At 36.0% G+C, this 24,439-nt stretch carries 21 protein-coding genes and 3 pseudogenes; 7 read left to right on the top strand and 17 right to left on the bottom strand.

The genetic code is table 11. The features are described 5' to 3' along the window. Positions 1-121: 121 nt before the first annotated feature. From BV11031_RS05015 to BV11031_RS04995, 5 genes and pseudogenes are all read right to left on the bottom strand, one after another. On the bottom strand, positions 122-1,345 hold the full coding sequence (locus BV11031_RS05015) for an MFS transporter (RefSeq protein ID WP_010330741.1): 1,224 nt from the start codon (positions 1,343-1,345) through the stop codon (positions 122-124). Positions 1,346-1,825: 480 nt separating this feature from the next. Then, a complete protein-coding gene (locus BV11031_RS05010; RefSeq protein ID WP_010330742.1) occupies positions 1,826-2,311 on the bottom strand; it encodes a DedA family protein in 486 nt (161 codons plus the stop codon). A 31-nt stretch (positions 2,312-2,342) separates the two neighbouring features. Continuing rightward, entirely contained in the window at positions 2,343-2,834 is a 492-nt protein-coding gene (pssA, locus tag BV11031_RS05005; RefSeq protein ID WP_010330743.1) for a CDP-diacylglycerol--serine O-phosphatidyltransferase, read from the bottom strand. A 1,162-nt stretch (positions 2,835-3,996) separates the two neighbouring features. Continuing rightward, positions 3,997-4,584: a TetR/AcrR family transcriptional regulator gene (locus tag BV11031_RS05000; protein ID WP_129550694.1), complete on the bottom strand. Its 588-nt coding sequence runs from the start codon at positions 4,582-4,584 to the stop codon at positions 3,997-3,999. A 183-nt stretch (positions 4,585-4,767) separates the two neighbouring features. Continuing rightward, positions 4,768-5,588 (bottom strand): annotated as a pseudogene (locus BV11031_RS04995) (MerR family transcriptional regulator). 1,206 nt (positions 5,589-6,794) lie between these two features. Between BV11031_RS04995 and BV11031_RS04990 the strand changes: the two are divergent. Beyond that, the gene (locus BV11031_RS04990) at positions 6,795-8,018 is read left to right on the top strand and encodes a cytochrome P450 family protein (RefSeq protein ID WP_129550693.1); all 1,224 of its coding nucleotides are present in this window, start codon (positions 6,795-6,797) and stop codon (positions 8,016-8,018) included. A gap of 199 nt (positions 8,019-8,217) precedes the next feature. Here BV11031_RS04990 and BV11031_RS04985 read toward each other — a convergent pair. From BV11031_RS04985 to BV11031_RS04970, 4 genes are all read right to left on the bottom strand, one after another. Next, positions 8,218-9,368, bottom strand: a protein-coding gene (locus tag BV11031_RS04985; protein WP_129550692.1) for an IS3 family transposase whose coding sequence is annotated in 2 segments (ribosomal slippage) — positions 8,218-9,095 and positions 9,095-9,368 — 1,152 coding nt in all. Because the reading frame shifts where the segments join, the coding sequence is not laid out codon by codon here. 160 nt (positions 9,369-9,528) lie between these two features. Beyond that, positions 9,529-10,596: an isocitrate/isopropylmalate dehydrogenase family protein gene (locus tag BV11031_RS04980; protein WP_010327799.1), complete on the bottom strand. Its 1,068-nt coding sequence runs from the start codon at positions 10,594-10,596 to the stop codon at positions 9,529-9,531. A gap of 89 nt (positions 10,597-10,685) precedes the next feature. Next, a complete protein-coding gene (locus tag BV11031_RS04975) occupies positions 10,686-11,354 on the bottom strand; it encodes an aspartate/glutamate racemase family protein (RefSeq protein WP_010327800.1) in 669 nt (222 codons plus the stop codon). Positions 11,355-11,745: 391 nt separating this feature from the next. Beyond that, positions 11,746-12,618 carry a LysR family transcriptional regulator gene (locus BV11031_RS04970; RefSeq protein WP_010327801.1) on the bottom strand — a complete coding sequence of 291 codons (873 nt, stop codon included), beginning with the start codon at positions 12,616-12,618 and terminating at the stop codon, positions 11,746-11,748. Positions 12,619-13,081: 463 nt separating this feature from the next. Here BV11031_RS04970 and BV11031_RS04965 point away from each other — a divergent pair, with 463 nt between their 5' ends. The 4 genes and pseudogenes from BV11031_RS04965 to cdiI all read left to right on the top strand — a co-directional run bounded on the left by BV11031_RS04965 (position 13,082) and on the right by cdiI (position 16,046). Further along, entirely contained in the window at positions 13,082-14,692 is a 1,611-nt protein-coding gene (locus BV11031_RS04965; protein WP_010327803.1) for a T7SS effector LXG polymorphic toxin, read from the top strand. A gap of 20 nt (positions 14,693-14,712) precedes the next feature. Then, positions 14,713-15,105: an immunity 50 family protein gene (locus BV11031_RS04960; RefSeq protein WP_010327804.1), complete on the top strand. Its 393-nt coding sequence runs from the start codon at positions 14,713-14,715 to the stop codon at positions 15,103-15,105. 9 nt (positions 15,106-15,114) lie between these two features. Next, a pseudogene (locus BV11031_RS23250) lies at positions 15,115-15,556 on the top strand (SMI1/KNR4 family protein). Positions 15,557-15,686: 130 nt separating this feature from the next. Further along, positions 15,687-16,046: a ribonuclease toxin immunity protein CdiI gene (cdiI, locus tag BV11031_RS04950; RefSeq protein ID WP_010327805.1), complete on the top strand. Its 360-nt coding sequence runs from the start codon at positions 15,687-15,689 to the stop codon at positions 16,044-16,046. A 477-nt stretch (positions 16,047-16,523) separates the two neighbouring features. Here the strand turns inward: cdiI and BV11031_RS04940 are convergent, their stop codons facing one another. Further along, complete coding sequence (locus BV11031_RS04940) at positions 16,524-17,012, bottom strand: GNAT family N-acetyltransferase (RefSeq protein ID WP_010327806.1); 489 nt, start codon at positions 17,010-17,012, stop codon at positions 16,524-16,526. A 171-nt stretch (positions 17,013-17,183) separates the two neighbouring features. Between BV11031_RS04940 and BV11031_RS04935 the strand changes: the two genes are divergently transcribed. Continuing rightward, positions 17,184-17,702 carry an ImmA/IrrE family metallo-endopeptidase gene (locus tag BV11031_RS04935; protein WP_010327807.1) on the top strand — a complete coding sequence of 173 codons (519 nt, stop codon included), beginning with the start codon at positions 17,184-17,186 and terminating at the stop codon, positions 17,700-17,702. Further along, positions 17,702-18,100, top strand: a pseudogene (locus BV11031_RS04930) (sigma-70 family RNA polymerase sigma factor); the annotation flags it as partial. The gene BV11031_RS04935 and the pseudogene BV11031_RS04930, both read left to right, overlap by 1 nt. 135 nt (positions 18,101-18,235) lie before the next feature. On the opposite strand, the gene BV11031_RS04925 reads toward BV11031_RS04930, so the two are convergent. From BV11031_RS04925 to BV11031_RS04895, 7 genes are all read right to left on the bottom strand, one after another. Continuing rightward, the gene (locus BV11031_RS04925) at positions 18,236-19,450 is read right to left on the bottom strand and encodes an alanyl-tRNA editing protein (protein WP_010327808.1); all 1,215 of its coding nucleotides are present in this window, start codon (positions 19,448-19,450) and stop codon (positions 18,236-18,238) included. Between the two features lie 73 nt (positions 19,451-19,523). After that, entirely contained in the window at positions 19,524-20,630 is a 1,107-nt protein-coding gene (locus BV11031_RS04920; RefSeq protein ID WP_010327809.1) for a D-TA family PLP-dependent enzyme, read from the bottom strand. Continuing rightward, the gene (locus BV11031_RS04915) at positions 20,627-21,016 is read right to left on the bottom strand and encodes a RidA family protein (protein WP_010327810.1); all 390 of its coding nucleotides are present in this window, start codon (positions 21,014-21,016) and stop codon (positions 20,627-20,629) included. Before BV11031_RS04915 ends, BV11031_RS04920 begins: the two co-directional genes overlap by 4 nt. 21 nt (positions 21,017-21,037) lie before the next feature. Then, complete coding sequence (locus BV11031_RS04910; RefSeq protein WP_010327811.1) at positions 21,038-22,012, bottom strand: asparaginase; 975 nt, start codon at positions 22,010-22,012, stop codon at positions 21,038-21,040. Between the two features lie 43 nt (positions 22,013-22,055). Continuing rightward, the gene (locus BV11031_RS04905; protein WP_010327812.1) at positions 22,056-23,162 is read right to left on the bottom strand and encodes a threonine synthase; all 1,107 of its coding nucleotides are present in this window, start codon (positions 23,160-23,162) and stop codon (positions 22,056-22,058) included. Between the two features lie 76 nt (positions 23,163-23,238). After that, positions 23,239-23,613 carry a RidA family protein gene (locus BV11031_RS04900; protein ID WP_010327813.1) on the bottom strand — a complete coding sequence of 125 codons (375 nt, stop codon included), beginning with the start codon at positions 23,611-23,613 and terminating at the stop codon, positions 23,239-23,241. Between the two features lie 11 nt (positions 23,614-23,624). Continuing rightward, positions 23,625-24,284, bottom strand: coding sequence for a helix-turn-helix transcriptional regulator (locus BV11031_RS04895; RefSeq protein ID WP_010327814.1), 660 nt, complete (start codon positions 24,282-24,284; stop codon positions 23,625-23,627). Positions 24,285-24,439: the final 155 nt, after the last annotated feature.

The raw sequence follows: 24,439 nt of genomic DNA, 5'->3' as shown, positions 1-24,439 counted from the left end.
ACTGTTTCTTTACTTTCTAATATAGTGGTTATTGTACTTCCAACCAGAAGGTTATCAAATTATAAATAAAATAATTTGATAACCTTTTTCGTTTATTCAAACTCTTCTATAGCAAAATTTCCTACTTAATTTCAGATTCTCTTGTATTGTCCCCTTCATCGTAAACTTTTAACTTCGCTGTTAAAATCGTACACAACATAATTAAAACTGCAGATAGTCCGTAAACTCCAAACAGTGTAAGAGAATTAACTATAAAACCAGAAACAAGTGTCCCGACTAATATGCCTCCCATTAACAAAGGAGTAATAACTCCATTCGTTCTCCCAATGTATTCTACCTGTACTTCTTTAATCATAAGGGTATTAAAGACAACTTGAAAGAAGGCTGTCGTAATCCCAGAAATGATGCGAACCCCAGCTGTTAAAAGAGGAAATATGGATAATACCTCGATAATGGTTATGATTGACCATAGGATTAACGTGCTTGTTATGACATTATTACGATGTCGATCCACCCATTTTGAAGAGGTAGCTGCCAAAATCCCACCAACTAGCATGCCCACACCTTCGCAAGCTGCAAACCATTGTACGGCTTCTTTAGGTAATCCCAAACGCTCCATTGTGACAAATACATCTAACGGTTGGGTTAATCCTATTGCCATCCCTGTAAGAAGAAACATCCCAGCGATAAGACGCAAGTTTGAATGTTTAATTACATACTGAATTCCGTCTTTGAGATCCTCCATAGCTGGTCTTTTTTTAACTGTTTCTTCTCTTGATGAAGGAGGTAAAAATAACTGAATAAAAGCTGCCAACAGAAAAATTACAAACAATATAATGAGAGAGAACTTAAGCCCTAACTGGGTATATATAAATGTGCCAGCAATCGGACCAAATATCGTAAATACAGACATAAGGCTTTGGGTAATACCAATAGCTGCCCCAACTTGTTCGGCTGGTACATGTTTCCTAAATAATACAGAGGAAGAAGGCTGAGAAAATTGGCTAACAATTGCTGAGACTACGGTAGCAGCAAATACAGCCTGCCATAAACCTAATGATACGAGAGCTAATATTATCAACATCGATATTGCACTCAATGTATCCCCTAATATTACAGTTTTTTTGGGATTCCAACGGTCAGCAAATGTTCCACCTAGTAAGGAAAATACGAAAATCGGAAGGTATTCAAGTGCCGTAAGTAATGAAACAGCTGTTGGATCATTATTGGTTTGGTTCATAATATAAAACAGCAAGGCCATATTCCGAATCCATATGCCGGCTTGCTGTAATAAATCGGCTGTTGCAACAATTACAAAAACCCTATTTCTTAAAAGTTGATTCAATAGATAGACCTCCTTACCTTACATTTCTGATCCACTGATTATATCGATTAGCTAGTATGCCCTTAATTATTATCATAATCATCCTTCGGTTAGAGGTCGCTACAATAATCAAACCAAGTATTGTGATTATCAACTACGTACCAGAAAAGTGTTAACCATAACCTACCTAAAAAAACTTACACAAAAGGTAATGTTGTTGATATTCTCAGTCCTGCAACAAAGTTTCCATAAATTTCACCTGTTAACTTTCAAATCAGTTAACTCAACTAAACCAGGAAATATACAGTAACTACTGTATTTCTTATTCGTTAATTAAATTTTTTTAGGAATATAATCAATATCTTAAAGTATACAGTTACCGTATAGTCAAGGAGGTATTTAAGATCAAAGATAAAAAAAGATATTTTACATCTTTCTCCTTCACATAAGGATTATCAGAAGCACAAACCCGTTAAGTTACAACGGACGTGTACTCTTTCTTTAATAAAGAATTCCCACCATTCTTCCAATCGTAATAAAAATAAAGCACCATATAAAGGCACCAATTGCAGCGAATAGTGTATATGTCTTCAATTCCATCTTGCCAATACCTGAAAAGTAACACGTTACATGTCTGATTCCTGGAATGAAATATCCAAATATCAGAGAATATGGTCCATACTTTTTTAGCCAATTTTCTACTTTCAGCATTCTCTTTTCTTTCAGCCCAATCCATTTCCCGAATTTATCAATAAAAGGACGCCCTGCTTTTCTACCGATGAGATAACTAATCATCATACCTGACAACGCCCCCAAAAAGCTTACTATAATAGCAAGGGGATAATTCAATACTCCAGTATGAGTGAAGAAACCAACGATTGTCATCATCACTTCATCAGGTATGGGTAATCCTACAATTCCAAGAACTAACATCAAAAAAATAGCGATGTATCCATAACTCGTAATAAATTCTTCAATTTGCTCCATTTTTTGACCCCAAACTTTCCATTGTATTTTTTTAAAATTGTGGGAATTTGATGTTACTTACCATTAAACAAGAAATAATACCTATCCCTACTACCAAGAGTATTTGGTTATGCATAGTACTCAATGTGACAAGACAAATTCCTGCAAGTGGCGTAGGCATTCCAACAAATGTAGAGAGCTTACTTTGTTTAACATTAAATTTAGCGAGACGAAGCAAACTACAAATACTGTAAATTATCATCCATAAAACTCCGGTGATGGATAATTCATAAAGACATGTATAATAGGCAAATATGGATGGGGCTACGCCAAAGGTTACCATATCAGCCATCGAATCCAATTCTCTACCTATATCCGAAACAGCATTAAGTTTCCGGGCAATCATACCATCAAAGAAATCAAAAAACAGACCTATAAAAATAAGAGTTGCTGCAGAATAAATATCCTGAACTAATAATGAGTAAATAGCCAGAAGGCCACAAATTAAATTACCAATTGTAATTATATTAGGTATATAAATCAAATATATTCAACTTCCTTTCTAATTAAATACTTAATAATATTATAAAATTTTCTTTTAAAAAATAAACAGACCGTACGGTTTATTATAAACTAAATAAGAAAGTTTTTAAATAATTAAGTCCTCGCAACCTTGAAATAAGGATTAAAAAAAAGATTATTTCATATAGGAGGGTGATGTTGAGATAGGAGGGTGATGTTGAGATAGGAGGGTGATGTTGAGATAGGAGGATTACCTAATTTAAAAAGCCATTTTTGAATCCCATTATTTATGTTTAATGTTTCACACTGTCCCGTTTATTTTGTTAAGAGGATATATTTTGTTTAAATCAAAATCGCTTTTTATTAATTGGTATCCTTATCTATGTTAGTACAAAGATTGCATTTTTATTTAATCCTGTTGTAACTTTTGTTTTTACATTGCTTTTTCCAATTTTTACATCAAACTTTCTTTTTTATTTACTAAAACCTGTTGTTACATTTTTAATTTTAAAAGAAAAGCACCAAAGATTACGGCCATTCTCATTATTTATCTTGTTTTTATTGGATTGTTTGGTCTTCTAATTGGAACATGAGTACCATCATTATTAAACAAATTAACTATTTTGCAGAAGAACTCCCTTGTTTATTTAAAACAAATGATGAATTCATCAATAAACTAGTGAGATTAAGATGGTTTAAGTGGACAGTTGTAAAGACGATTATCTTGAATATTACTGCATTTATTAAAATGCAGTAAGTAAAAGCGAATAATTGATAAGGGTTTGTCTTAACATAAGAAAAATAAAACTTAATTAGCTTCATCATATACAAGACATTTATTCTAAAAATATTTTAAGAATTTTAGAGTAACCAACCCCCCCTTTATACTGAACTGTGCCCCAATTGTTAGACATAAACTAACCAATTGGAGGTTGCTTAAATATAAATTGTCTAATTTTTTGGTTAAGTTTATACTTAAGGGGCTTAGATATATCAAGTTATCACTTCGTGATCAAGTTAACAGAAGTAAATACCCTTGAAATATAAATGCATGATCTTTTTATCAATAGTTGTTTTATATAATTTAATCCTTCTCCCAACTTCACCTCGTTTATAGATCTAGAAGCCTGAAAATTTCTATGCATTTACAATAAATGGGATTCCTCATGATATCGAACTAAAGATTATTTTAAGCCCTCAATAAGTACCCTTGCAGACTCTCGATAGAGTTTTTCCTTTTCTTCATCTAAACTGCCCTGAGCTGTAATCTCCAAACCATAGAATAGTGAACTCACTATTTGAGTAGTTAAATCTAAATTAGAAATTGACCAACTACCATCGTGGTTTCCTTCTTCTAAAATGTTTCTTATCATCTTAGAATACTTGCTATCAATTTCAAGGATTCTTTCAATTACTTCTTTCGATTTAAAAGCACTAGCAAAAAATTCTTCAGCCACATGAATAAGGGGAGAGTTAAAATTCATCTGAAGTGAGAAATCAGTGAGGTCATATAGCTTTTCAATAGCATTCTTACAATGACTCTCTCTTTTTTTCCACTGAAGTTCCCATTCAAGATAATCTTGTTCAATAATATATAAATAAAGAAATTCTTTTCCTTTAAAATGATGGTAAAGATTACCCTTACTTATCTTTCCAGCCGTTAGAATCTCTTGTAGAGATGTCTCCGAGTATCCTTTTTTAATAAATAATTCTCGTGCTACCTTTACTATCTTATCTTTTGTTTTTTTACTCGACTCTGCCTGCCGTGCCATGGTTGCTCTTCACTTCCTATCTAATTGAAGAATGTTATTCGCAGTAAATGCTTTCTATTTATTATATCGTGGTATTCAGCAACTGTATCTTCATAAAATTCTAAAGTTTTTTATATGTAGGTATTACGATTATTTCGAAATAAATAGTTCGTTCCATTCATCTATATCCCTGTAGTTTTAATTTTACTCGGATTGAACCTGTAAGTGAATTTTAGTGATTTGATTGTTGAAGCCACTTACCATTATTTCATTAATTATATAGTCCTCATATGCATATTCACCCACCTTTAGTCCCTTATTCTTAATAAATTCAATAATTCTACTATAAGCTACTTCAGCTTCCTCACCTTTTTGATATCCGACAACATACAGACCTTTGGGTCTTATATGAGAATACACATTTTCTCTTCCACCTTTTATTTTGAGATGAAAATGTCTGTAATTATAGAAGTCCTTTTTTAATATTTGTTCACGTGCAAAAATGGCACCAACTGAATATCCTGTATCAACTTTATGTGATTGAGCATAATGGATAAGATCTGAAATAGCTGTAATGTATTTTCGTTCAGGAAAATTTAACACCTTTTCTCCTATCATGAATTCCTTCTCCTCTAAATACTGAAGAGAAATTGAAGAAAAATCAGTTTGCATAGCTTCTTCTGCTAGTCCTACTTTCGTTTGTATAATCGTTATAAGTTGTTGAAGTTCCTTGATTTTATTTTCAATTTCAATAGATTTTTCTTTAAGAAGATTAATCATAGTTCCTGCTGTTTTTCCGTTTAAAAATAACTTTATTTCCTTTAATGGAATACCAACTTCTTTGAATGACACAATAATTTGAAAGAGCTTTAATTGATTATATAAGAATAATACCTATACCCGTTCACTTTTTTAATTTCGGGGTATAGAAGGCCAATCCCGTCATAATGAAAGAGCGTTTGTTTCTTTGCGCGACAGAGGTATGCAAATTCCCCTGTTTTAAAATATCTTTTTTTGCCTTCAATCGTGAACACCTCCTTACTATATAGTAACCATATACTTTATGCTGCTTATTGTAACGAAAAAAAGTTTAGCACACAATCAAATAGAGATAAAAATAATTTCACTATTAGATAAAGTGAGAATTCCATCCCACTATTTTTCCGTATTTAATTACCTCTGCAATAGGAATGTTTTATGAACATAGTTTATTTGTCAGCCATGTGCTATGGACAAAAGGGCTAGCTACTCAACATGATCATCCCCATTTACTATGTGTTTTATTCCCTTGCACTCAAGATTAAAATAATGAGGGAGCACTTTATTCTATTCCCCTAAGAGAAGGAAAAATAAAAAAGCTCAGAACGTTTCTGTTCATCTTAGTGATTATTATCATATTGGTAACGCTCGCTTACCTTATGTGGGATCAAATGCCCTACCACTTGGGCAACAGGAAAACCCCCTCTGCTTAACCAGTTATTTCAATATTGTATCGCTATTCATCCTTTTTTATATTGTTAATAATAAGTATTTTTATTCGTAACGTTGAGAATTGAGGGATCGACATATATTACTGAATTTCCACCATTCTAATTTGTTCTACTGATTTTTTAACTGTGAATATATTGAATAAGTAAACATATACTCAACTTGGATCGAGGTTGAAATCATTCAGAATTAACTGTATAATAAACCGGACGGTCTGTTTTTTTCAAAAAGGGGGTGGGGACAGGGAGTCAAGTTATAATAGGCGTAGACATTGCAAGTATCATTGGTCATTTTCTTAAAACAAAAGGTCTGTTTAGCAGAGCTATCCGTGATGGGAAAATGCGGAGCAACCTTTTTACTTAATGCTAGTGCAACCAGAATGTTGGAACAGTTAGGGATAAGAGATAGGGTTCTTCAAGATAGTTAGGAAACAAAGGCTATTAAGAGATGAAGTATGAAGGGTTCCCTCATGTCTTCAAGTTATTTTATTGATGAAAACATTCTATGTTTTACGTAGCTAGCTCTTATTTAATGAGCGCTTTAGACAAAGTCTATAATAGAGACATTGAAGTGCATTATGAAAAAAGGTGAGGGAAATTGAACTTAAAGTCTCCATATACTCAGCTTAGTTTAATAAATAAACTTTATAATTAATCATGCACGAAGGTAAATGAAAGACGTGCAATAAGAGTAAGATAGATAAATTTTGAATTTTTTATTCTAGATATACGAGGTGTATAAACATGGAATATAAATTGTCAGAAGACTTTTTTCAAAATCCGTATCCCTATTTAACAGAAAAGAGAGAAAGCTCCCCTATATACATGTTAGAAGAACATAAAGGGCAGAAAACATGGCTTTTAACTAAATATAAAGATATTGACTATATTCTTACTAATCCTAAAAAGTACTCAAGTGACACAAGAAAATTCATGTCTCCAGAAGAAAAAGCATCATTTTTTATTAGTAAAGAAATAGATTTACTATATGGTAATAATATGTTAGAAGTTGACCCTCCTGATCATGGTAGACTCAGAAAGTTAGTTCATAAAGCCTTTACTCCTAAAATAATTAAACAAATGGATTCTAGAATAAAGGAAGTTTCTCTTAAGTTAATAAGAGAAATTAAAAATAAAAAAGAATTTGACTTAATTAACGACTATGCTTTCCCTCTCCCAATTATAGTAATAAGTGAGATTTTAGGGATACCGTATGAGGACCATCAAAAATTCCGAGTTTGGTCAAATACATTAATTAAATTTGATAGTATACTTCCCCACCAGGATACTTCTGTTTACCAAGAAATTCAGATTACAGCAAAAGAATTCACCGATTATCTATCAGAATTATTTGATAAAAGGCGTTCAAACCCCCGAGAAGATTTAATTAGCAAACTTGTAAAAGTAGAGGAGGAAGGAGATTCGCTTTCTGAAAGTGAACTCTTTTCAATGGTTGTTCTTTTAATAGTTGCTGGCCATGAAACAACAGTTAATCTAATAGGTAATGGGTTGCTTACATTATTAAAAAATCCAGAAAAAATAGAAGAACTTAGACATAACCCTGAATTATTAGATGCTGCTGTGGAAGAATTACTAAGGTATGAAAGTCCAGTTTCAATGGATTCTCGTTTTGTAGTAGAAAATCATATTTACAAAGGTTTTCATTTTGAAAAAGGTGATCTACTGTTACTTTCTCTCGGATCAGCAAATCGTGATCCCGATGTCTTTAAAAATCCAGATCAAGTGAATTTTCATAGGGAATCAAACAAACACCTTGCTTTTGGAAAGGGGATTCATTATTGTTTAGGAGCTCCCTTAGCACGCATGGAAGGTAAAACAGCATTAGAGCATTTCATTGAAGAACTTCCAACAATAAGCTTTAAAGAACCTCAGAAAGAAATAGATTGGAGAGAGAATTTAGCGTTTAGAGGGATGAATTCTTTACCCTTAGTAAGAACAAATCCTTAAAAATTCTGGAGACAGATAATCCAAAACAAAATAATACAAGGATACATTTCCTAAGAATTCAAAATAAAAATAGAAAAATGGCATACGAGTTTAAATACTTACATCTACCAGAAATAAGTCAATAAATAAACCTAAAAAGTAAAAAAGCGCAAACCTGTGGGACTGACCCCCGTTTTTAAGACAGGGATCAAAACACCTTTTAAACAGCCAATTGCCGATAGTTTATCGGTGATTGGTTGTTTAGTTTCGTTTGAATACGAATGTTGTTATAATAATAAATGTATTCTTTGACAGTGCGTTCTACGATGGCGGTCGTGGTTCGATCAATGCTGTTAAGATAGAACGTTTCAGACTTTAGTGAGGAATGAAACGATTCGATGGAGGCATTATCAGCGGGCGTCCCTTTACGGGACATGCTCATGGTAATGCCTTTTGTTTTAACAGCTTTCTGATACTCGTAAGATGTATACACAGATCCTTGGTCACTATGTAACACGCAGTTCTCAGGCAGTGTTGGCAGTTGATCAAGTGTGTGTAAGACAAAGTCTGTGTCCTGCTTATCTCCAATCGTAAAAGCAATCACTTCTCCATTGTATACATCCAATATACTGGAAAGGTACAATTGCTTCTGTCCATAAGGCAAATACGTGATGTCCGTTACTAATTTTTCAAGAGGATGATCAGACTGAAAGTTCCGATCTAATATATTATCGACCACGGCATATGGCTGCCCATTCTTCTTGCGCTTTTTCACCTTAACCCGGCACTGCCACTGATTTTTCTGCATAATACGCTGAACCGTTTTATGGTTAATACACATTCCCTTTTTTAATATGGCTGTGATTTTTCGATATCCATATCGATACTTGTGCTCTCGGCACAACGTGCCGATTTGTCTTTCTAAATGGCGTTTAGGTTGATCCTTCGTCAGATTCTTCTTCCAACGATAATAAGACGCTCGGGAGATACCTAAATGAACACAGATATCCTGTACGGTCATTGATCGGTGCATTACTTCTACAAGTTCGACTGACGTTTGGCTATCAACTTCCTTTCCAATTCGTTGTACTTTTTTAAAACTTCATTCTGTTGTCTCAGGTAACGATTCTCTGCCTGCAGTTTCTCTAATTCGGAAGAATACTCCGGACCTTTTCCGTAAGTATATTGCTTTCCAACAGGCTGTTCAAATCGATGTGTATCCCCAGCCTTATGCCATCTAACCCATGTCTGAACCTGTGTCTTATTCTTAATATTCAATTTCTGCATGATCTCTTTCATCGGCACGCCTGCCAATCTCATGTCTACAGCCTTCTGTTTCACTTCAACCGGATAACTCACTCTTGTCCCCATAGAAAAAACACCTCCAAGTCTAATTTCGGATAACAATCATCCATTTTCAAACTTGAAGGTGTTTTTTATTTGTCTCATCTTATGGGGTCAGTCCCCTCAAACCATTGGTGTTTTGATAATAATCTACTAAATCTCTTACTAAACTATCATTTTTCCCATCTTAAAGGCTGAACCGCTCTACAATCGCTTCTGCAAACTCTGATGTTGAAGATTTACCACCAAGATCTCCTGTTTTGATTCCAGCCCTAACGGTTTCAAAAAGTGAATTTTCTATTAGTTCTGCAACTTCTTTCAGTTTTTTATCATGATGTTGAGTATTAAGCCATTCAAACAACATAGCTGTTGAAAGCATCATTCCAATAGGGTTTGCGATGTTTTTCCCTACAATATCAGGTGCCGAACCGTGAGCAGCCTGTGCCATTGCCTGCTTTGCGTTTGAATTAATTGACGGTGCAAGTCCTAAGCTGCCAACTAACTCGCCTGCTAAATCCGAAAGAATATCCCCAAACATATTTTCCGTCACAATAACATCAAAATCTTTTGCACGACGAACCAAATGCGCGGTCATTGCATCAATATGATAATCATCTATTTCTACTTCCGGGTATTGTTCTGCCACTTCACGACACGTATTCAAAAAGAGACCCGATCCAAGTCTTATTACATTCGCTTTGTGGACGATGGTAACTTTCTTACGGCGCTCCATCGCACTTTGAAATGCTGCATGTGCGATACGTGAAATAGCTTTTTTAGTAAAAACCCCTGTTGATACAGCCACCTCCGGCGTAATTTGCCATTCTCCTACACCAATATACATATTTCTGTCAGCATAGAAGCCTTCAGTATTTTCACGGTAAATGACCAAATCTGCTTCCCCTACAACACTTTTCGTTCCAGGTATTGTCTTTGCCGGCCTTATATTTGCATAAAGGTCAAAATGGTGACGAAGTTCTCCGCTTGGGTTACGTTTTTCTTTGTGTTCTTCTGGATAAGCAGCAGAATCATGTGGGCCTAATATCCATCCATGACACTTCTCTAATTCTTTTACGGTTACATCTGGCATTGGATCATTATATTTTTTTATTGCATCCCATCCCATTGGTAAATCAACCAAATCCAGAGACATATCTGCTTTTTGAGTTGCGGCCTTCAGCACCAAAGTTGTCGCTTTTACAATTTCCGGTCCAATTCCATCTCCATGTAAAACTCCAATGCGATATGTTGTCATATAACCATCTCCTTGATACTAATTCGCTTACAAAATATAAAATACAAAGGCTGTAAACAGTTTAGACGGCTCTTTAACCGTCCCACTAACTATGAACCTGATTTAAATTCTTTTGCCAATCGTATAACGTGATCAGCACCTATTCGTGGTCCCGTTAAAACCTTTTGATTTTCTATTTTCTCAACTGCACGAGCCATTGAATATTGAGCTATAATAATCACTTCGCTGGAGGCGTCTATTTCGTCAATTTTGTCTTGAATGAGTTTATCATGACCTGATTCATTACCTTTCTGTAGCTCATGAAATGCCTTAGGAATGAAATACGTGTTAACCTTTATCTTTTTCTTGTGTATTTTTGCCAGTTCGAACAGCATTTCTTTTGTTGTCGGGACTGCAGTCTGAACAGTTGCCACAATACTTATATTTGCACTTCTTTTCACTGCTTCCTGAAGCATACTAATATCAGATGGCAGAACAGGAACAGGAAGCAAAGACGCTATTCTGCTTATGTAAGGCGTAAAAGATGAACATGTAAATAGTATAGCGTCCACGTTGCTTTCTACTGCTTTTCCAGCTAATTCACAAAGCCGCAAGATCATCCGTGTTGTAATTTTATTTGTTGTATTCAGCTCGTAAATCAATCCTTCATCCATAAAATTGATGAGATCTACGTCTTCTGAATGCATGGAGAAAGCCCGATGGATTGGAGCAACTGAATTCATTGTGGCATGGATTAATCCAATGCGAAGGTTTGTCAATGATGTCCCTCCTTTTGTGTCCCACAGCATTCATTTTTATATAACGCTTACAATTCCTTAAAAAACAGAGTGTACGTTATTGAAATTTATATAAGCCACCCTGTTATCTTTACTGTAAGACAAACTATGAAATAGATAAAATATCACTTTATAATGAAATCCGATAGAATTTTTCGATGGTTACTGCATTATTCGTTAGCATACCCTAATAGTTTTTCTAGGTTTGTTTTTGTCATGGCATCAATATCTTGTTAAGAGACACCATTGTCTTTAAAGTATTGTATATACTCATTAATATAATCCTTCCAAAGAGGGTTTTCAATTTGACCTCTGTCTGACGCAATAATCGTGCTGTTATAGCCTACTGCTTTTGCTGAAGCTAAGTTCGTTTCTAAACAGAATCTATATTTGAAAACCTTTCAACTTGATTAACAAACTCATTTACCATAGATAAATTTAAATTGTCTTTTAGATAGAGCATCCAAGTCCGCCACATTAAAGGGTTGCCTTCTTTATCTTTTAAAACGATTGTGTGCAGTGAGTCACGACCTTCTAAAACTGTACTCGGAACAATTGCGTATCCAATACCTTTCATAACCAATTTTTTTGCAACTTCCATATTATCTGTATGAACTAAGACATTCGAAGGTTTATTAAAATGTTGATTCCACCAATTATCGATCACCATGTTTAATGCTGGATCGGTATTATAAGTAATTCTGTTTAGCCTTTGAATTTGATGAAACTTTATTTCTTCTTTAGAAATAATACACATGGTCTCCTGGCTGATCATTTTCTTTTCGTTGCTCCAATGATGTTCTCCTCTGACAAAACCAATATGTGCATCTTGCTTATATACTGCTTTAATGACCTCCAAGTTTAATGCAGTTTTGATGGAAAACTGCGCAAATGGGTGTATTTCGGTAAATTTTTTTACGATATGCGGCAGCTTATATAAAGCAAAAGCTCTGGAGACACATAAACGAATGGTTCCGTTAATATGGTCCCCAATATTCCATAGGTTTTCTTCCATTATTTTCAATTGCCTTAGCATATCTTTTGCATAGGTGACAAGATATTCTCCTTGCTGCGTGAATTCCACACCTCTTCTGCCTCTATTTAAAATTTTAATATTAAATTCTTTTTCAAGTTGCTGAAGGCGGTAAGTTAAAGTTGGCTGTGAAATAAATAAACGTTCTGCTGCCTTTGTAATGTTTTTTTCTTCGTAAACGGTTTGTAAAATGATCCAATCTCTTTTTTCCACTTTCCTTCTCCTCTTTGATTTTTCAATCAAATATTTTAAAGATTCACATCATATTTCATAACCTAAAAGTTATCTGACTATGTCGGAACTTCTTTTCATATTTCAATAGTGTGGGCCCACTTAATTTTTTGCACCAGAACCCTTTTAAACACGTATTTTTTTGTTCCTTCTTCTTTTTTAATATGAAGTTTTTTATTAATCAATAGGTATACCACAAATAATTCATAGGTAATGACTTGACTTTGAATACCAACAAGTTTGATCTTTTTCTTTTCATTTAAGTAGATAAAGCGAGTTTTAGGAGATATCAAGAAACTCTCGACCAACTATCCCAATCCCCCGAAACAGGTCAAAAGACACAGATCGAATGATTCATTTCCACCCTTTGATCCACATAACAGTTAGTTTCATCATTCTTCCATGGTAATATTTTGTTATGACGATTAAATGAAAGGATATGATCATGAAAGTATTTGAAGCCAAAACCTTGCTCTCCGAGGCTAAAAAGCGAGCAAAGGAATACAAAGATTTAAAAAGTAAAATGGTCAAATTAAAAAAAGCGTTCAAAGCTGTTGCAGATTTAGATGATAGCGAGTTTTCAGGCAAAGGTGCTAATAACATCAAATCATTTTATGAAGATCAAGCTGGCATTGCTGACCAATGGATTGATTTAATTGAGATGAAAATTTCTTTCTTAACGAGTATTCCTGGTTTCTTAGAAGATGCCAACTTATCAGATGCCTACATAGAAGAAACCTTTTTAGCGCATGAGCTTGCTAACGCCTACACCAAATCAAAATCCATCATGTCTGAACAGAAAAATGCCATGAAAGATATATTAAATGATATCAACGATATACTGCCTTTGGATCTGTTCTCGACAGAAACTTTTAAAAATGAACTTTCGTCTGCCGAAAAGAAACGAACAGAAGCCATTGAGAAAATGGATGAGGTTGACGAAAACTTAACATCAGAATACGGACTATCAGAAGCAAATGAACAAATGATTCAAGCTGATTATCAAGCTTTAATGAATGCGACAGCAAAAGGCAAAAGCGCCTCTCCTATTCACTATAATGCGAAGGCTTATAGAGACAGTGAGATTCACAAGATGACTGAGGATGTAAAGAAACAATCAACAGACTACATCTCTTTTAAGGACCAACAGGCGGAACAAAGAAGAATTGCTAAAGAACAAGAAGAACTTGCGAACAGACCATGGTATGAAAAATCTTGGGATGCTGTTTGTCATTTTACAGGAGAGGTCTCTGGATATTATGATTATAAAAGAGCCGCTGATGGGGTTGATCCTGTTACCGGCGAAAAGCTAACTGCTGGACAACGGGTAGCTGCCGGTGCAATGGCTGCGGCAGGGTACATCCCTATCGTAGGATGGGCAGGTAAATTAGCTAAAGGTGGAAAAGCTGTTTATTCAACAAGTAAAGCATTGTATAGAGCAGATAAAGCTCTCGATGTATACAAAACACCTAAGACATTCCATGCCCTTCAAAACTCCAGCAAAGGACTTTATGGACTTGCTTCTGCAAATGGTTTTAGTGAGGCTATAACAGGACATGACATGCTCGGAAATAAAGTTTCTGATGAACAAAGACAAAATAGTATTAATTTAGCCTTGTCTGCTTTTGTTCCGTTTGGAGTCCATGGGGTAAGTGGGAAACTAAATGCGAAGTCTAAATCCACCAGCGGCATTGCAAGCGGCTCAAATAAAAATTATCATGAATCCAGAAGTGCTAGTCTAAGAGAAATCAAACGACAGTTAAATATCCCCAGAACGCAACAACCCGCTAGTCAGAAAATGGTTCCTCTAACGGACAGCAACGGTAATAGGATACTTAATGAGAAAAAACAACCTGTTATGACTCGAGAATTAACCTACGAAATTAATGGCAAAAAAATTGTAATACAAGATCACTCACATGGCCATGATTTTGGTGAGGGCGGCATTGGAAATCAACCTTCCCATCACAATGTTAGACCTGAAAACAATACACGAAATGGTAAAGTAGATGGTATGGAAGACCATTACTACTTTGATAGAAGAAACAGAAAATAATTGAAATAAGGAGCATTAAAATGATTAATGAAGAAAAATTCATGAATCCTCAAGCTATTATCAATATATTTGGGAGTATGCCCAATTTTACTGACGCGGAATTAATGAATGTTGAATTAAATAGAGATGGCCCCTGCTTATTTGTGCGTCTTATGACAAAAGAAGTTGTTGAGAATAAACCTAAACGCTGGGGAAAGTGGGATGTTGTTTATGTAGAAATGTCTTTTATAGGCGTTCAGGATTTACTGATAAAAAATCTCGGAACAAATAATATTGTTGATCAATTTGAAATTAGTGAACTTAATGGTAATGGCATATTAAAAATAAAGTGCAATAATCAAATGCAACTCGAATGTCTTTTTGATTGGGCCAGAATCGAAAACATCACTCCAGGTTTATTGGGGAGCTCTTAACTGGATAATATGACAGAGTGGAGATTTGTCGAAAAACCTATTGGGGAAACAACTGTTAAAAAAATCGAATAGGCATTAGATATTAAGTTCCCTAGCGACTACGTTACAACTATATTAAACAACAATGGGGCGCGCCCAAGTAAAAAGATATTTGACTTTAAAAATACAAAAAGTGTTTGTTTTTAATCGATTACATGGTCTAACTGAGGATAGTTCAAGTTATATTTTAGAGGTCTTAGAAGATTATCTGGATGGAAGAATGCTTCCTGGGATAGTTCCTTTTGCTTGTGATCCTTTCGGTAACGAAATCTGCTTCGATTATCATCTGAATATAGAGAATCCGTACGTAGTTTTCTGGGATCACGAGAATTGCATATGAAGATCCTATAAAGCTTTGAGTCATATATGTAATTCGTTTACAGAGTTGGTTAATAAACTATACGAGGAATAAACGAATAAAGCCTTTCCCCTGCTTTTTGAGGAGAAAGGCTCTTTAATACGTTCTCCGGTATTAAAAGGTGGAAAGCCCTTCTCGTTATGGGAGGGAGGTAAATGATTAATTAATTCGGAGTGAAAATGAAATGGATAATAAAAATAAAGAATTAATTAATTATTTCTTTAAGGTTATGGGTGATGAACGATTTATACGAATTTTAGAGAATTTCTCCAACGGAGAAGGTTATGGTATAGAGAATGTCTGGTGTGTATTTGCTGATGACTACGAAGAGTGGGAAGAAGATTACTTTGGAGATGAGGGTATAGCTTTTTATTTCGATTACCCATCAGTCGAAGAAGGTGAAGAAGTCATATTAGATTACGAAAATATCTATAAATATTTAAATGAAATTGTTGGTCAATATCTAGAACGGCACCCAGAAAATAAATCAGAAGTAGAAAAATACATGGGAACCATTAAAGAGAAATTTAATATTAAGCTATAGAAAAAAGCTGAATATTTCTATGTTGTACATTGTTATGTTATTTGTTTTGAAGCCCCATGAAATTACTAAGGGGCTTTGTTCTATTTCAAGAAGGCCTGCTTCAGCAAATGGTAAGGGCTATAACTGGACGCGATATGTTCGGGAACAAGATTTCCAAGGAACAACAAGAGCAAAGTATAACTAATGTTTTTCAATGCTAGTTCCATTTGGTGTAGGTGGCGTTAGCAAAAAGTTGAATGCAAAAGCAAGTAGCAAATCAAAGAATTTGTTATTTTTAATAAGACCCATAAAAATTCAATGCCAAAACCTAAAGGTACCGGCCCGAATGGCGGGCGGTTGCAATCTCATCATGGGTTACAGTAACAATGGGCTAAAGAAAACTTAAAACAATATGGCTATGACGCCAACAAAGCAGCAACTATAACAATAGAAACAGGTCTTCTTTTTATAACTTTATGAAGCTTCAATTAACTTCGTTTATATTTGCCTTTTATACCTTAAAGAGATATATCCATCTGCATTCTCCTCATATTGTAACGTGAAACCTTTTGCTTCATAAAAAGGTATCCCTTTTTGATTTCCTTTCTGTACAGAAATCCATTGTTCAGTAGCATGAAATTCTTTTTGCTGTTTGGTTATCGCCTCGAGCAATAGACTGCCAATTCCCTCATTCCTCCTGTCTGGACTTAAATATAAAACATATATTTCTCCGGATGTATCACTAATCATTCCACCCGCTCCTGCTCCAATAACTGTGTCATTTTCCAAAGCAACAAAATAACCGCCCCATCCTTTGGTTGAACTCGACACTTCTTTTAATATTCTATCTGGATTATAAAACTCTCTTATAATTGATTCTAAGTAATCTTTTGGATAGATATCTCGATATGTTGCCCAATTGGCATCCGAGCAAACTTTTGAAATCCCTTGCACATGGGTGAAATTCGCCTTGCAAATATGTATCATCATAATCCCTCCTTACAAGTACTAAATACAATCTCGTTCATAAACATTCCTTTTTCCTTGTGAAGTCAATTCTATTTAGATGCATTTCCCTATGAAAAAAAAGTCTTAGTTTTCCCTATAATATTTAACGAATCCAATTTTTAGATTGTCGTGTTTAAGGAGGTTTTCATCTTGAGGTATACAAACAGTCATTTAGAGGATTGGATTGAAAACTTATACAGGAAGATTGATATTACAGAACCTGAACAAATTAATTTTGAACGGATTGCTGAGTCATTAGATATCAGGCTTTCGTTTAAACCTGTTACAAGCTTCGCACTTAAATACAGCGGAATTTATAACATATGCCTGGACAGCCGAAAAAGCCGAACTGAACAATGGTATGATTTCGCTCATGAATTTTGTCATATATATAGACATGAAGGCATAAAAAAAACAATGCCTGCAACTTGGACTGATTATTTAGAATGGCAGTCCAATTATTTTACATATCACTTTTGCATTCCAACTTTCATGTTGCGTAATATTAATCTTTCGTACATACAATCACATGCAATTGAAAATGTGGCTTGGCTATTTAAGGTATCCCCTTCTTTCGCAAAGAAACGTTTGAACCTTTACTACAGGAAGCTGACTCAACATTTATTTAATCAAACAGTTACGGGAAATCTGTGCACCCCCCTTTTGTAATGAATAATGAAATCCTCATGCATTTGCGCGCATTGAAAAAAACAAAAAAAGACGTCTCCCTTCATGATCCAATCGGGCAGGATAAAGAAGGGAATGAAATAAGCCTAATCGACGTTTTAAAATCAGAAAATGAAGACGTGATTGATACGATCCAGCTCAACATGGAGCTTGAAAAAGTGAAGCAATACATCGACATTTTAGATGATCGTGAGAAGGAAGTGATTGTCGGGCGGTTTGGGCTTGATTTGAAGAAGGAAAAAACGCAACGGGAGATTGCCAAAGAACTTGGTATTTCGCGCAGCTATGTGTCGCGGATCGAAAAGCGGGCGCTGATGAAGATGTTTCATGAGTTTTACCGGGCGGAGAAAGAGAAAAGGAAGAAAGCGAAGGGGAAATAATGGAGAAGAAGCCGGATCTCATATTCCGGCTTTCTGTATGCAGGCCTCGATATGGCTGTCGATGCTCAACTCCTGGATCTCATTTAATAAATGAACATAAGGAGTTACCTCTTATTTGACTGTCGTATTTTCTTCTCACTTTAATAGTTTAGCTATAATGTTAATGATGTGCCTTAAAAATTCCTCTACTTTTAATGACGCAGTCCCTCCACCTTGAGCGAACGTTTGATTTCCTCCACCTTTTCCATCAATAAGACAAAGGCTTTCTTGCATAAGGACTCTCATGTCCATTTTATTTGTTGATCCTCGCCCACAAACCAGTTGGAAGCGATTATGGTTTTCTGATATGAAAAAAATAAGGGCTCTTTTTTCTCGGTCGGCAATCATTTTTGCTAGCTTTTGAAGTTCTTGGATCGATCGATCTGAGAAGGTTTCTATCATGACTACAGCATCATTTTGAATGGTGCTTTTGGCTAATAAATCATTGGCTTCATACTGAAGGTTTTTTTCATTAGATTCTAGAAGCTCTTTCTCAAGCTTCTTTACATTTTCAAGCAACCGTTTGACAGCTTCACTTAATTCCCCTTCAGGACGATTAAGCAATCCCGTCAATTCAACCATTACCTTTTGTTTTTGATCGAATTGGGTTATGACCCGATTACCACAAACAAAAGACAAACGAATTTTTTTCCTTTGTCTTTCCCAATTCAATACTTTGATTGCTCCAACTTCCCCTGTAGCGCTCGGGTGTGTTCCACCGCATCCGTTATAATCAAAATCATCAATGATGACAAGACGAATATTTTCTTTTACAGATGGGGTTTTGCGAATTGGATAATTTACTAAGTCATCATATTCTATCCACTTTGTAACTATTGGTCTGTTTTGCATGATCATGTCGTTTGCGAGTTTTTCTGCTTTCCCTACTATTTCCTCTGTTAATTCTGATAGATCAAGGTCAATGGTAACGATATCATGTCCAAGATGAAATCCGACTGTATGAATATCATACAACTGAGCAAATGCTGCCGACAAAATATGCTGACCCGCGTGCTGTTGCATGTGATCAAAGCGTCGTTCCCAGTCAATAACCCCAACGACCTTATCATCTGATTGAGGTAAAGCCCTTTCTATATAATGACGAATTTCTCCATCAACTTCTTCAACGTTTAAAACTTTGACTCCATTCACAGTCCCTATATCATGTGGCTGGCCCCCGCCGGTTGGATAAAAGGCTGTTTTCTCTAAAGTAATATACGTATCACCTTTTTTGTCCTGAAATTGTTTCAAGAGTTTCGTTTCAAACGCTTTTAGATAGGGATCTTTGTAAAATAGCTTGTCATGATTCATGGCATCCTCCTATATATATTTACATTTAACAAATCAGGTAAGGATATTTTTAATTAGACATGATTTTCCTCGATTATTGAAGTCTCCCTCTAGCTTCAATATCTAATTCCTCTATCACCTCTCCATCAGAGACTAAGTAGGCTTTTTCATGTAAATTAACAACCGGGCAAATATGATTAGGAATAATTTGAACCTTGTCTCCTATACTTACTTGGTTGCGAAAGTCTTCATTATAAATGATAGCATGTTCATCGAATACGCCATGAATATAAACGCCCTCGTATTCTTTGATACGGCCAAGCCCTTTGGTTGCAGTGATCCCTTCACTTCGTGTTTGGGCAGTAATACCCTTTGCCCCTACATCTGTAATGACTCGTTCTTTTGTTGGTTTACTAATCACGGTTGTGAGGACAGAAGCTGCACAGCGATCATACGCGCCAATCACATTTGCTTGTGAGGCATCCATAAAAATGTAAGTGCCAGGTCTAATTTCTGTCACCCCTTCTGGAATATCAAACTTAAACATAAAGGGAGGTGTAGAGCCAATACTAATTACTCTCGGCTTAAGGTTCATTTCTTCCGCTATTCGGGCGAAATGTAATGTTCGTTCTACACTTTCATTATAGAGTTCTTTACAATGTGCTATACTTTTCGCTTTATAAGAATGCCCGTCATGTGAGAAGATTCCTTTAAGCTCGACATTTTTACACGTTTTGATGAATTCTAATAAAGTACGAAAATCATGTTCCTCAATAATTCCAGAGCGTTGTTCTCCTACTTCAATTTCCACTAACACCTGAGCTTTCTTTGTGGCTCCTTCAAATACTTCTTCAATCTCATGCACTTGATACGCACTATCAATACCAAAGGAGATATCAATTGTTTCAGATAGTTTTTTAATACGTTCAAGCTTTGATTTCCCAACAATCTCATTTGCAATAAAAATATCCTTCAAACCATTTCTCGCCATCACTTCAGCTTCTCCTACTTTCGCTACAGCGATTCCTTTAGCCCCCATTTCTTCTTGTCGTTTCGCTAATCTAGGCATTTTATGTGTTTTAGTATGAGGTCGTAAGTTTACTTTCTGTTCATTAGCGTAATTTTGCATATCCTTCATATTGCCTAGCATCACATCTTTATCGATTAAAAGAGCTGGTGTATCTAATTCTAAATACTTCATTGTACCTCCTCCTTTATCGCTGCAATGGCTTCAACTTCAACAAGACATCCGGCATATAAATGATTTGATGGAACAACTACTCTTGCCGGTTTATGATCGCCGAAGAAATGAGCATACACTTCATTGATATCCGGCCAATACTTTACATCTGGGGTATAAAGTCGGCATAATATCACATCTTCCTTGGCTAATCCCCGTTCCTTGAGGACAAGCTCCATATTTGCCAATGCCTGTTTTGCTTCTTCTTTTATGCCCCCAGCCGGGATTTTCCCCGTTTCCGGACTCATCGACAACTGCCCTGAAATATAGAGAACATCATTGTGTTCCATAGCTGGCACGTAATGGCCCCCATCCCGTGTTGAATACTTCGTGTGTACAGGCTTCAATATAATCTCCCCCTATTATTCTTAATATTTAAAGCTAGCCTCATCAATCTTCTGGCCAGCAGCCAGCAAAACAGCCAGTTTGACCCTTGCTTTCTTACTGTCATAGCTGCCGCCAAGTATGATTCCGGCATCTGCATATGTTGAAGCACTTCCTTTGAATCCATATACTCCCTTGACTTCACCTTCGTTAGCACTTGTTGTCAAAACGACAGGAATCTCTTTCTGTACAGCTTTCTTTGCACTTTCTAATATGGCTGGAGCCGTATGGCCTCTTCCCGGCGCCTCAATAATGATGCCTGCACTTCCGCACTCAACTGCATAATCTATAAACTTTCCATCTGATCCAAGTGCACACTTAATAAGTTCTACATTTGGCAAAGGTTGAATCAGCTGATACGTCTCACGCTTGATTAATCTTTGATGAATTGCGATCTCATCTTGATCAGCCGTTCCCAAATAACCGAATCCCGGCGAGAAAAAACCATCAACATTTGACGCATGCTGTTTTTTCACATATCGAGCAGCAAAGACCCTCTCATTAAACAACACTGTTACCCCTAAGCCTCGCGCATCAGGATGTGCCGCTAATAAGAAAGCTTGTCTTAGGTTCACAAATGCATCTGTACCTTCAAGTGTCGGTCCTCTTTGTGACCCCGTTAACACGACCGGCCTTTCATCAGAAATAATTAGATCAAGGAAATATGAGGTCTCTTCAAGGGTATCTGTCCCATGCGATATCACAATTCCAGCAACATCCTTACTCCGGAAGAAACTTTCTATATTTTCTTTTAGAACGTCAAGGTGATGAAAAGTCATATGACTGCTTGACATTTGAAAGACTGACTTGATTTCGACCTCTATATGAGAAGGCAGCTGACACATTTCAGAAAGCTCTTCGCCTGTCATGGCACCTGCTTCTAATAGACCTGTTTCAGGATCAGGCTTACTTGCAATTGTACCGCCGGTACTCAGCAAAATAATTTTCTTGTTTTCCATGTTAACTCCCCCATTTTCATATGAAAGGTTTCTCTCTGAGTTCCTAATTAGACTTAATCCCGGCACCGCATAATGGGATCACGATTTTTTCATCAGAAGAATGTTCGTATTTTAAATAACCTGCATAGTTTGCTGCTGTTGTGGGTTCAACATAGAAGCCTTTACCAGCTAATGCTGTACGGGCTTTTAAAATCTCTTCCTCATTGGTTGTAATGATTTGGCCGTTTGTGGCACGGATGGCTTCTAAGATTTGGGCAGATCTTGCCGGTTTGGCAATCGCGATGCCCTCTGCAAGTGTGCCGCTGTTTTCGATAGGTTCAGCTGATTGTTGATTGCTGACAAATGCTTTCGCTAACGGTGCACAATTCTCGGCCTGTATCGCAACGAGTTTTGGCATTTTTTCGATACATTTGTTCTCTAATAATTCTTGAAATCCATAGTAGGCCCCGAGCAATAACGTACCATTTCCAACTGGAATCATAAGCGTATCAGGCGCTCCGTTCATTTGTTCCCAAATTTCATAGGCATATGTTTTTGTTCCTTCATAGAAAAATGGATGATACACATGGCTGGCATAGAATTTTTTCTCTTCATTCACAGCCTTTTGTGCTGCTTCAGCTACATCTTCTCTTGTGCCTTCAATTTCGCGAACGTTGGCCCCATGGGCTCTGACCTGCGCGATTTTCTTAGGCGATGTACCCTTCCGAAGAAAGATGTCACATGCGATGTCAGCCCGCTTGGCGTAAGCTGCAATAGATGTCCCTGCATTTCCGCTGCTGTCGGCTATCACATGCTTCACTCCCAGCTCCTTTGCCTTAGCTATTAATACAGCAGCACCGCGATCTTTAAAAGACAAAGTAGGCATCATATAATCCACTTTCACAAAAGTATTCGGCTCTTCGCTGTCTAACATGATGAGAGGTGTGTTTCCTTCACCCATAGTAATCGCACTCCAACTTCCAGAGTCGCGCCCAAATGGCATAGCTTCAATATATCTCCACATTGAAGGGGTGTTTTTATTTACTTTTAGATCATCAAATTCTATCTTTTCTTTCAGAAGATCTAATACGCCGCCACACTGGCATTTCCATATCTGTTCAGACACATTGTATTTCGCACCGCAAGAATGACATTGATATTGCTCCTTCATGTTTAGATCCTCCCTCTATTTGTATATTTTTTTATCTTTTATAGATTTTTTTATATGACATAGACAAAAAAATATATTACAGACTGGCAATTGCTTCAATCTCAATTTGAAAACCGTAATGCAGCTCGTTCGTCGGAACAATTGAACATGCTGGACGAAAATCGGCAAAGAAACCCTGACAGACATTATCAACACGGTCTAATAAATTGATATCGTGAAGATATAAGGTCAGCTTTAATATTCGGCCTTTATTACTGCCGGCTTCTTCTAAAATACGTTCTATATTTGACAATGCCTGTAAAGTCTCTTCTTCAATTGTGCCAAATTTCTTTTCCTGCGTGATTGGATCAATGGCAAATTGCCCTGATACATAGACCGTGTTTTGATGAATCACAGCTAAGGCATAATGTCCGTTCGATTTTAAATTCCCTGCCTCAAAAATACTCTCCACTCTACTCACTCCTATTGTCTTTTTTTCACTTCATCCAAATAACTATAGACAGTTACCTTTGAAATACCTAATTGTTCTGCCACTTTATCAACGGCACCTTTCATGAGGAATATTCCCTTTTCATCCATAAATCTGATCAGCTCAATTTTTTCCCGGCGCTTCATAAGAGAGTGTTTGTGATTCGCCACGATTTGTTCAATTAACTGATTTGTGATCTCTTCTACATTCTGAATGGAAGTTTCCTGTTCCGTCGTATTCGGGGTTTGTATGTGATGTTTCTTTTCAGTGGCAGGCATAAATGCATCTACTATTTTTTTCATTTGAATCATGACATTCATGTCATAGTTGATGCAAAACGCTCCAATTACCTGCTGGCAATCATCTCTAATAAGGGTAGTCGATGATTTTATTGTTCGCTGATCTTCTGTTTCGATTTCATACCCTGCTAAATAATCTTCTTTAAATTCGTCTGATAAAAGTACCTTTTTCACCAAGTGATCAAAGGATTGACCAACCTCTCTTCCTGTCACATGATTGTTCATTGTAAAAAAGACAGAAGACTGAGGCGTTGTCAAATCGTGAATGACAACCTCACAATTCGGCCCAAACATTTCTCCTATCGTTTTTGCAAATGGGATATAACTTTCTAAAATCTGTTTTGCTTCAGCCAAAGCCTAAACACCTAACTTTCATTCAACTCTAGAAATTCAATTCTTGAATTAATTATATAATTTTTTATACGAAAATGGAACAAAAATATATTTTTTTATACAACACGCAGATCCTTAATTTTGCTTTTTATTAAATCCCATCTTAAATTCCAAAA

This window comes from Bacillus vallismortis (genome assembly GCF_004116955.1).
Lineage (GTDB): Bacteria > Bacillota > Bacilli > Bacillales > Bacillaceae > Bacillus > Bacillus vallismortis.
This window is presented reverse-complemented; position numbering and strand designations above follow the sequence as displayed.

Excerpts from the sequence above, each read along its gene's own strand:
- BV11031_RS05010 (WP_010330742.1), bottom strand. The coding sequence starts at position 2,311 with ATGGAGCAAATTGAAGAATTTATTACGAGTTATGGATACATCGCTATT.
- BV11031_RS05000 (WP_129550694.1), bottom strand. The coding sequence starts at position 4,584 with ATGGCACGGCAGGCAGAGTCGAGTAAAAAAACAAAAGATAAGATAGTA.
- BV11031_RS04990 (WP_129550693.1), top strand. The coding sequence starts at position 6,795 with ATGGAATATAAATTGTCAGAAGACTTTTTTCAAAATCCGTATCCCTAT.
- BV11031_RS04980 (WP_010327799.1), bottom strand. The coding sequence starts at position 10,596 with ATGACAACATATCGCATTGGAGTTTTACATGGAGATGGAATTGGACCG.
- BV11031_RS04965 (WP_010327803.1), top strand. The coding sequence starts at position 13,082 with ATGAAAGTATTTGAAGCCAAAACCTTGCTCTCCGAGGCTAAAAAGCGA.
- BV11031_RS04960 (WP_010327804.1), top strand. The coding sequence starts at position 14,713 with ATGATTAATGAAGAAAAATTCATGAATCCTCAAGCTATTATCAATATA.
- cdiI (WP_010327805.1), top strand. The coding sequence starts at position 15,687 with ATGGATAATAAAAATAAAGAATTAATTAATTATTTCTTTAAGGTTATG.
- BV11031_RS04940 (WP_010327806.1), bottom strand. The coding sequence starts at position 17,012 with ATGATACATATTTGCAAGGCGAATTTCACCCATGTGCAAGGGATTTCA.
- BV11031_RS04925 (WP_010327808.1), bottom strand. The coding sequence starts at position 19,450 with ATGAATCATGACAAGCTATTTTACAAAGATCCCTATCTAAAAGCGTTT.
- BV11031_RS04920 (WP_010327809.1), bottom strand. The coding sequence starts at position 20,630 with ATGAAGTATTTAGAATTAGATACACCAGCTCTTTTAATCGATAAAGAT.
- BV11031_RS04910 (WP_010327811.1), bottom strand. The coding sequence starts at position 22,012 with ATGGAAAACAAGAAAATTATTTTGCTGAGTACCGGCGGTACAATTGCA.
- BV11031_RS04905 (WP_010327812.1), bottom strand. The coding sequence starts at position 23,162 with ATGAAGGAGCAATATCAATGTCATTCTTGCGGTGCGAAATACAATGTG.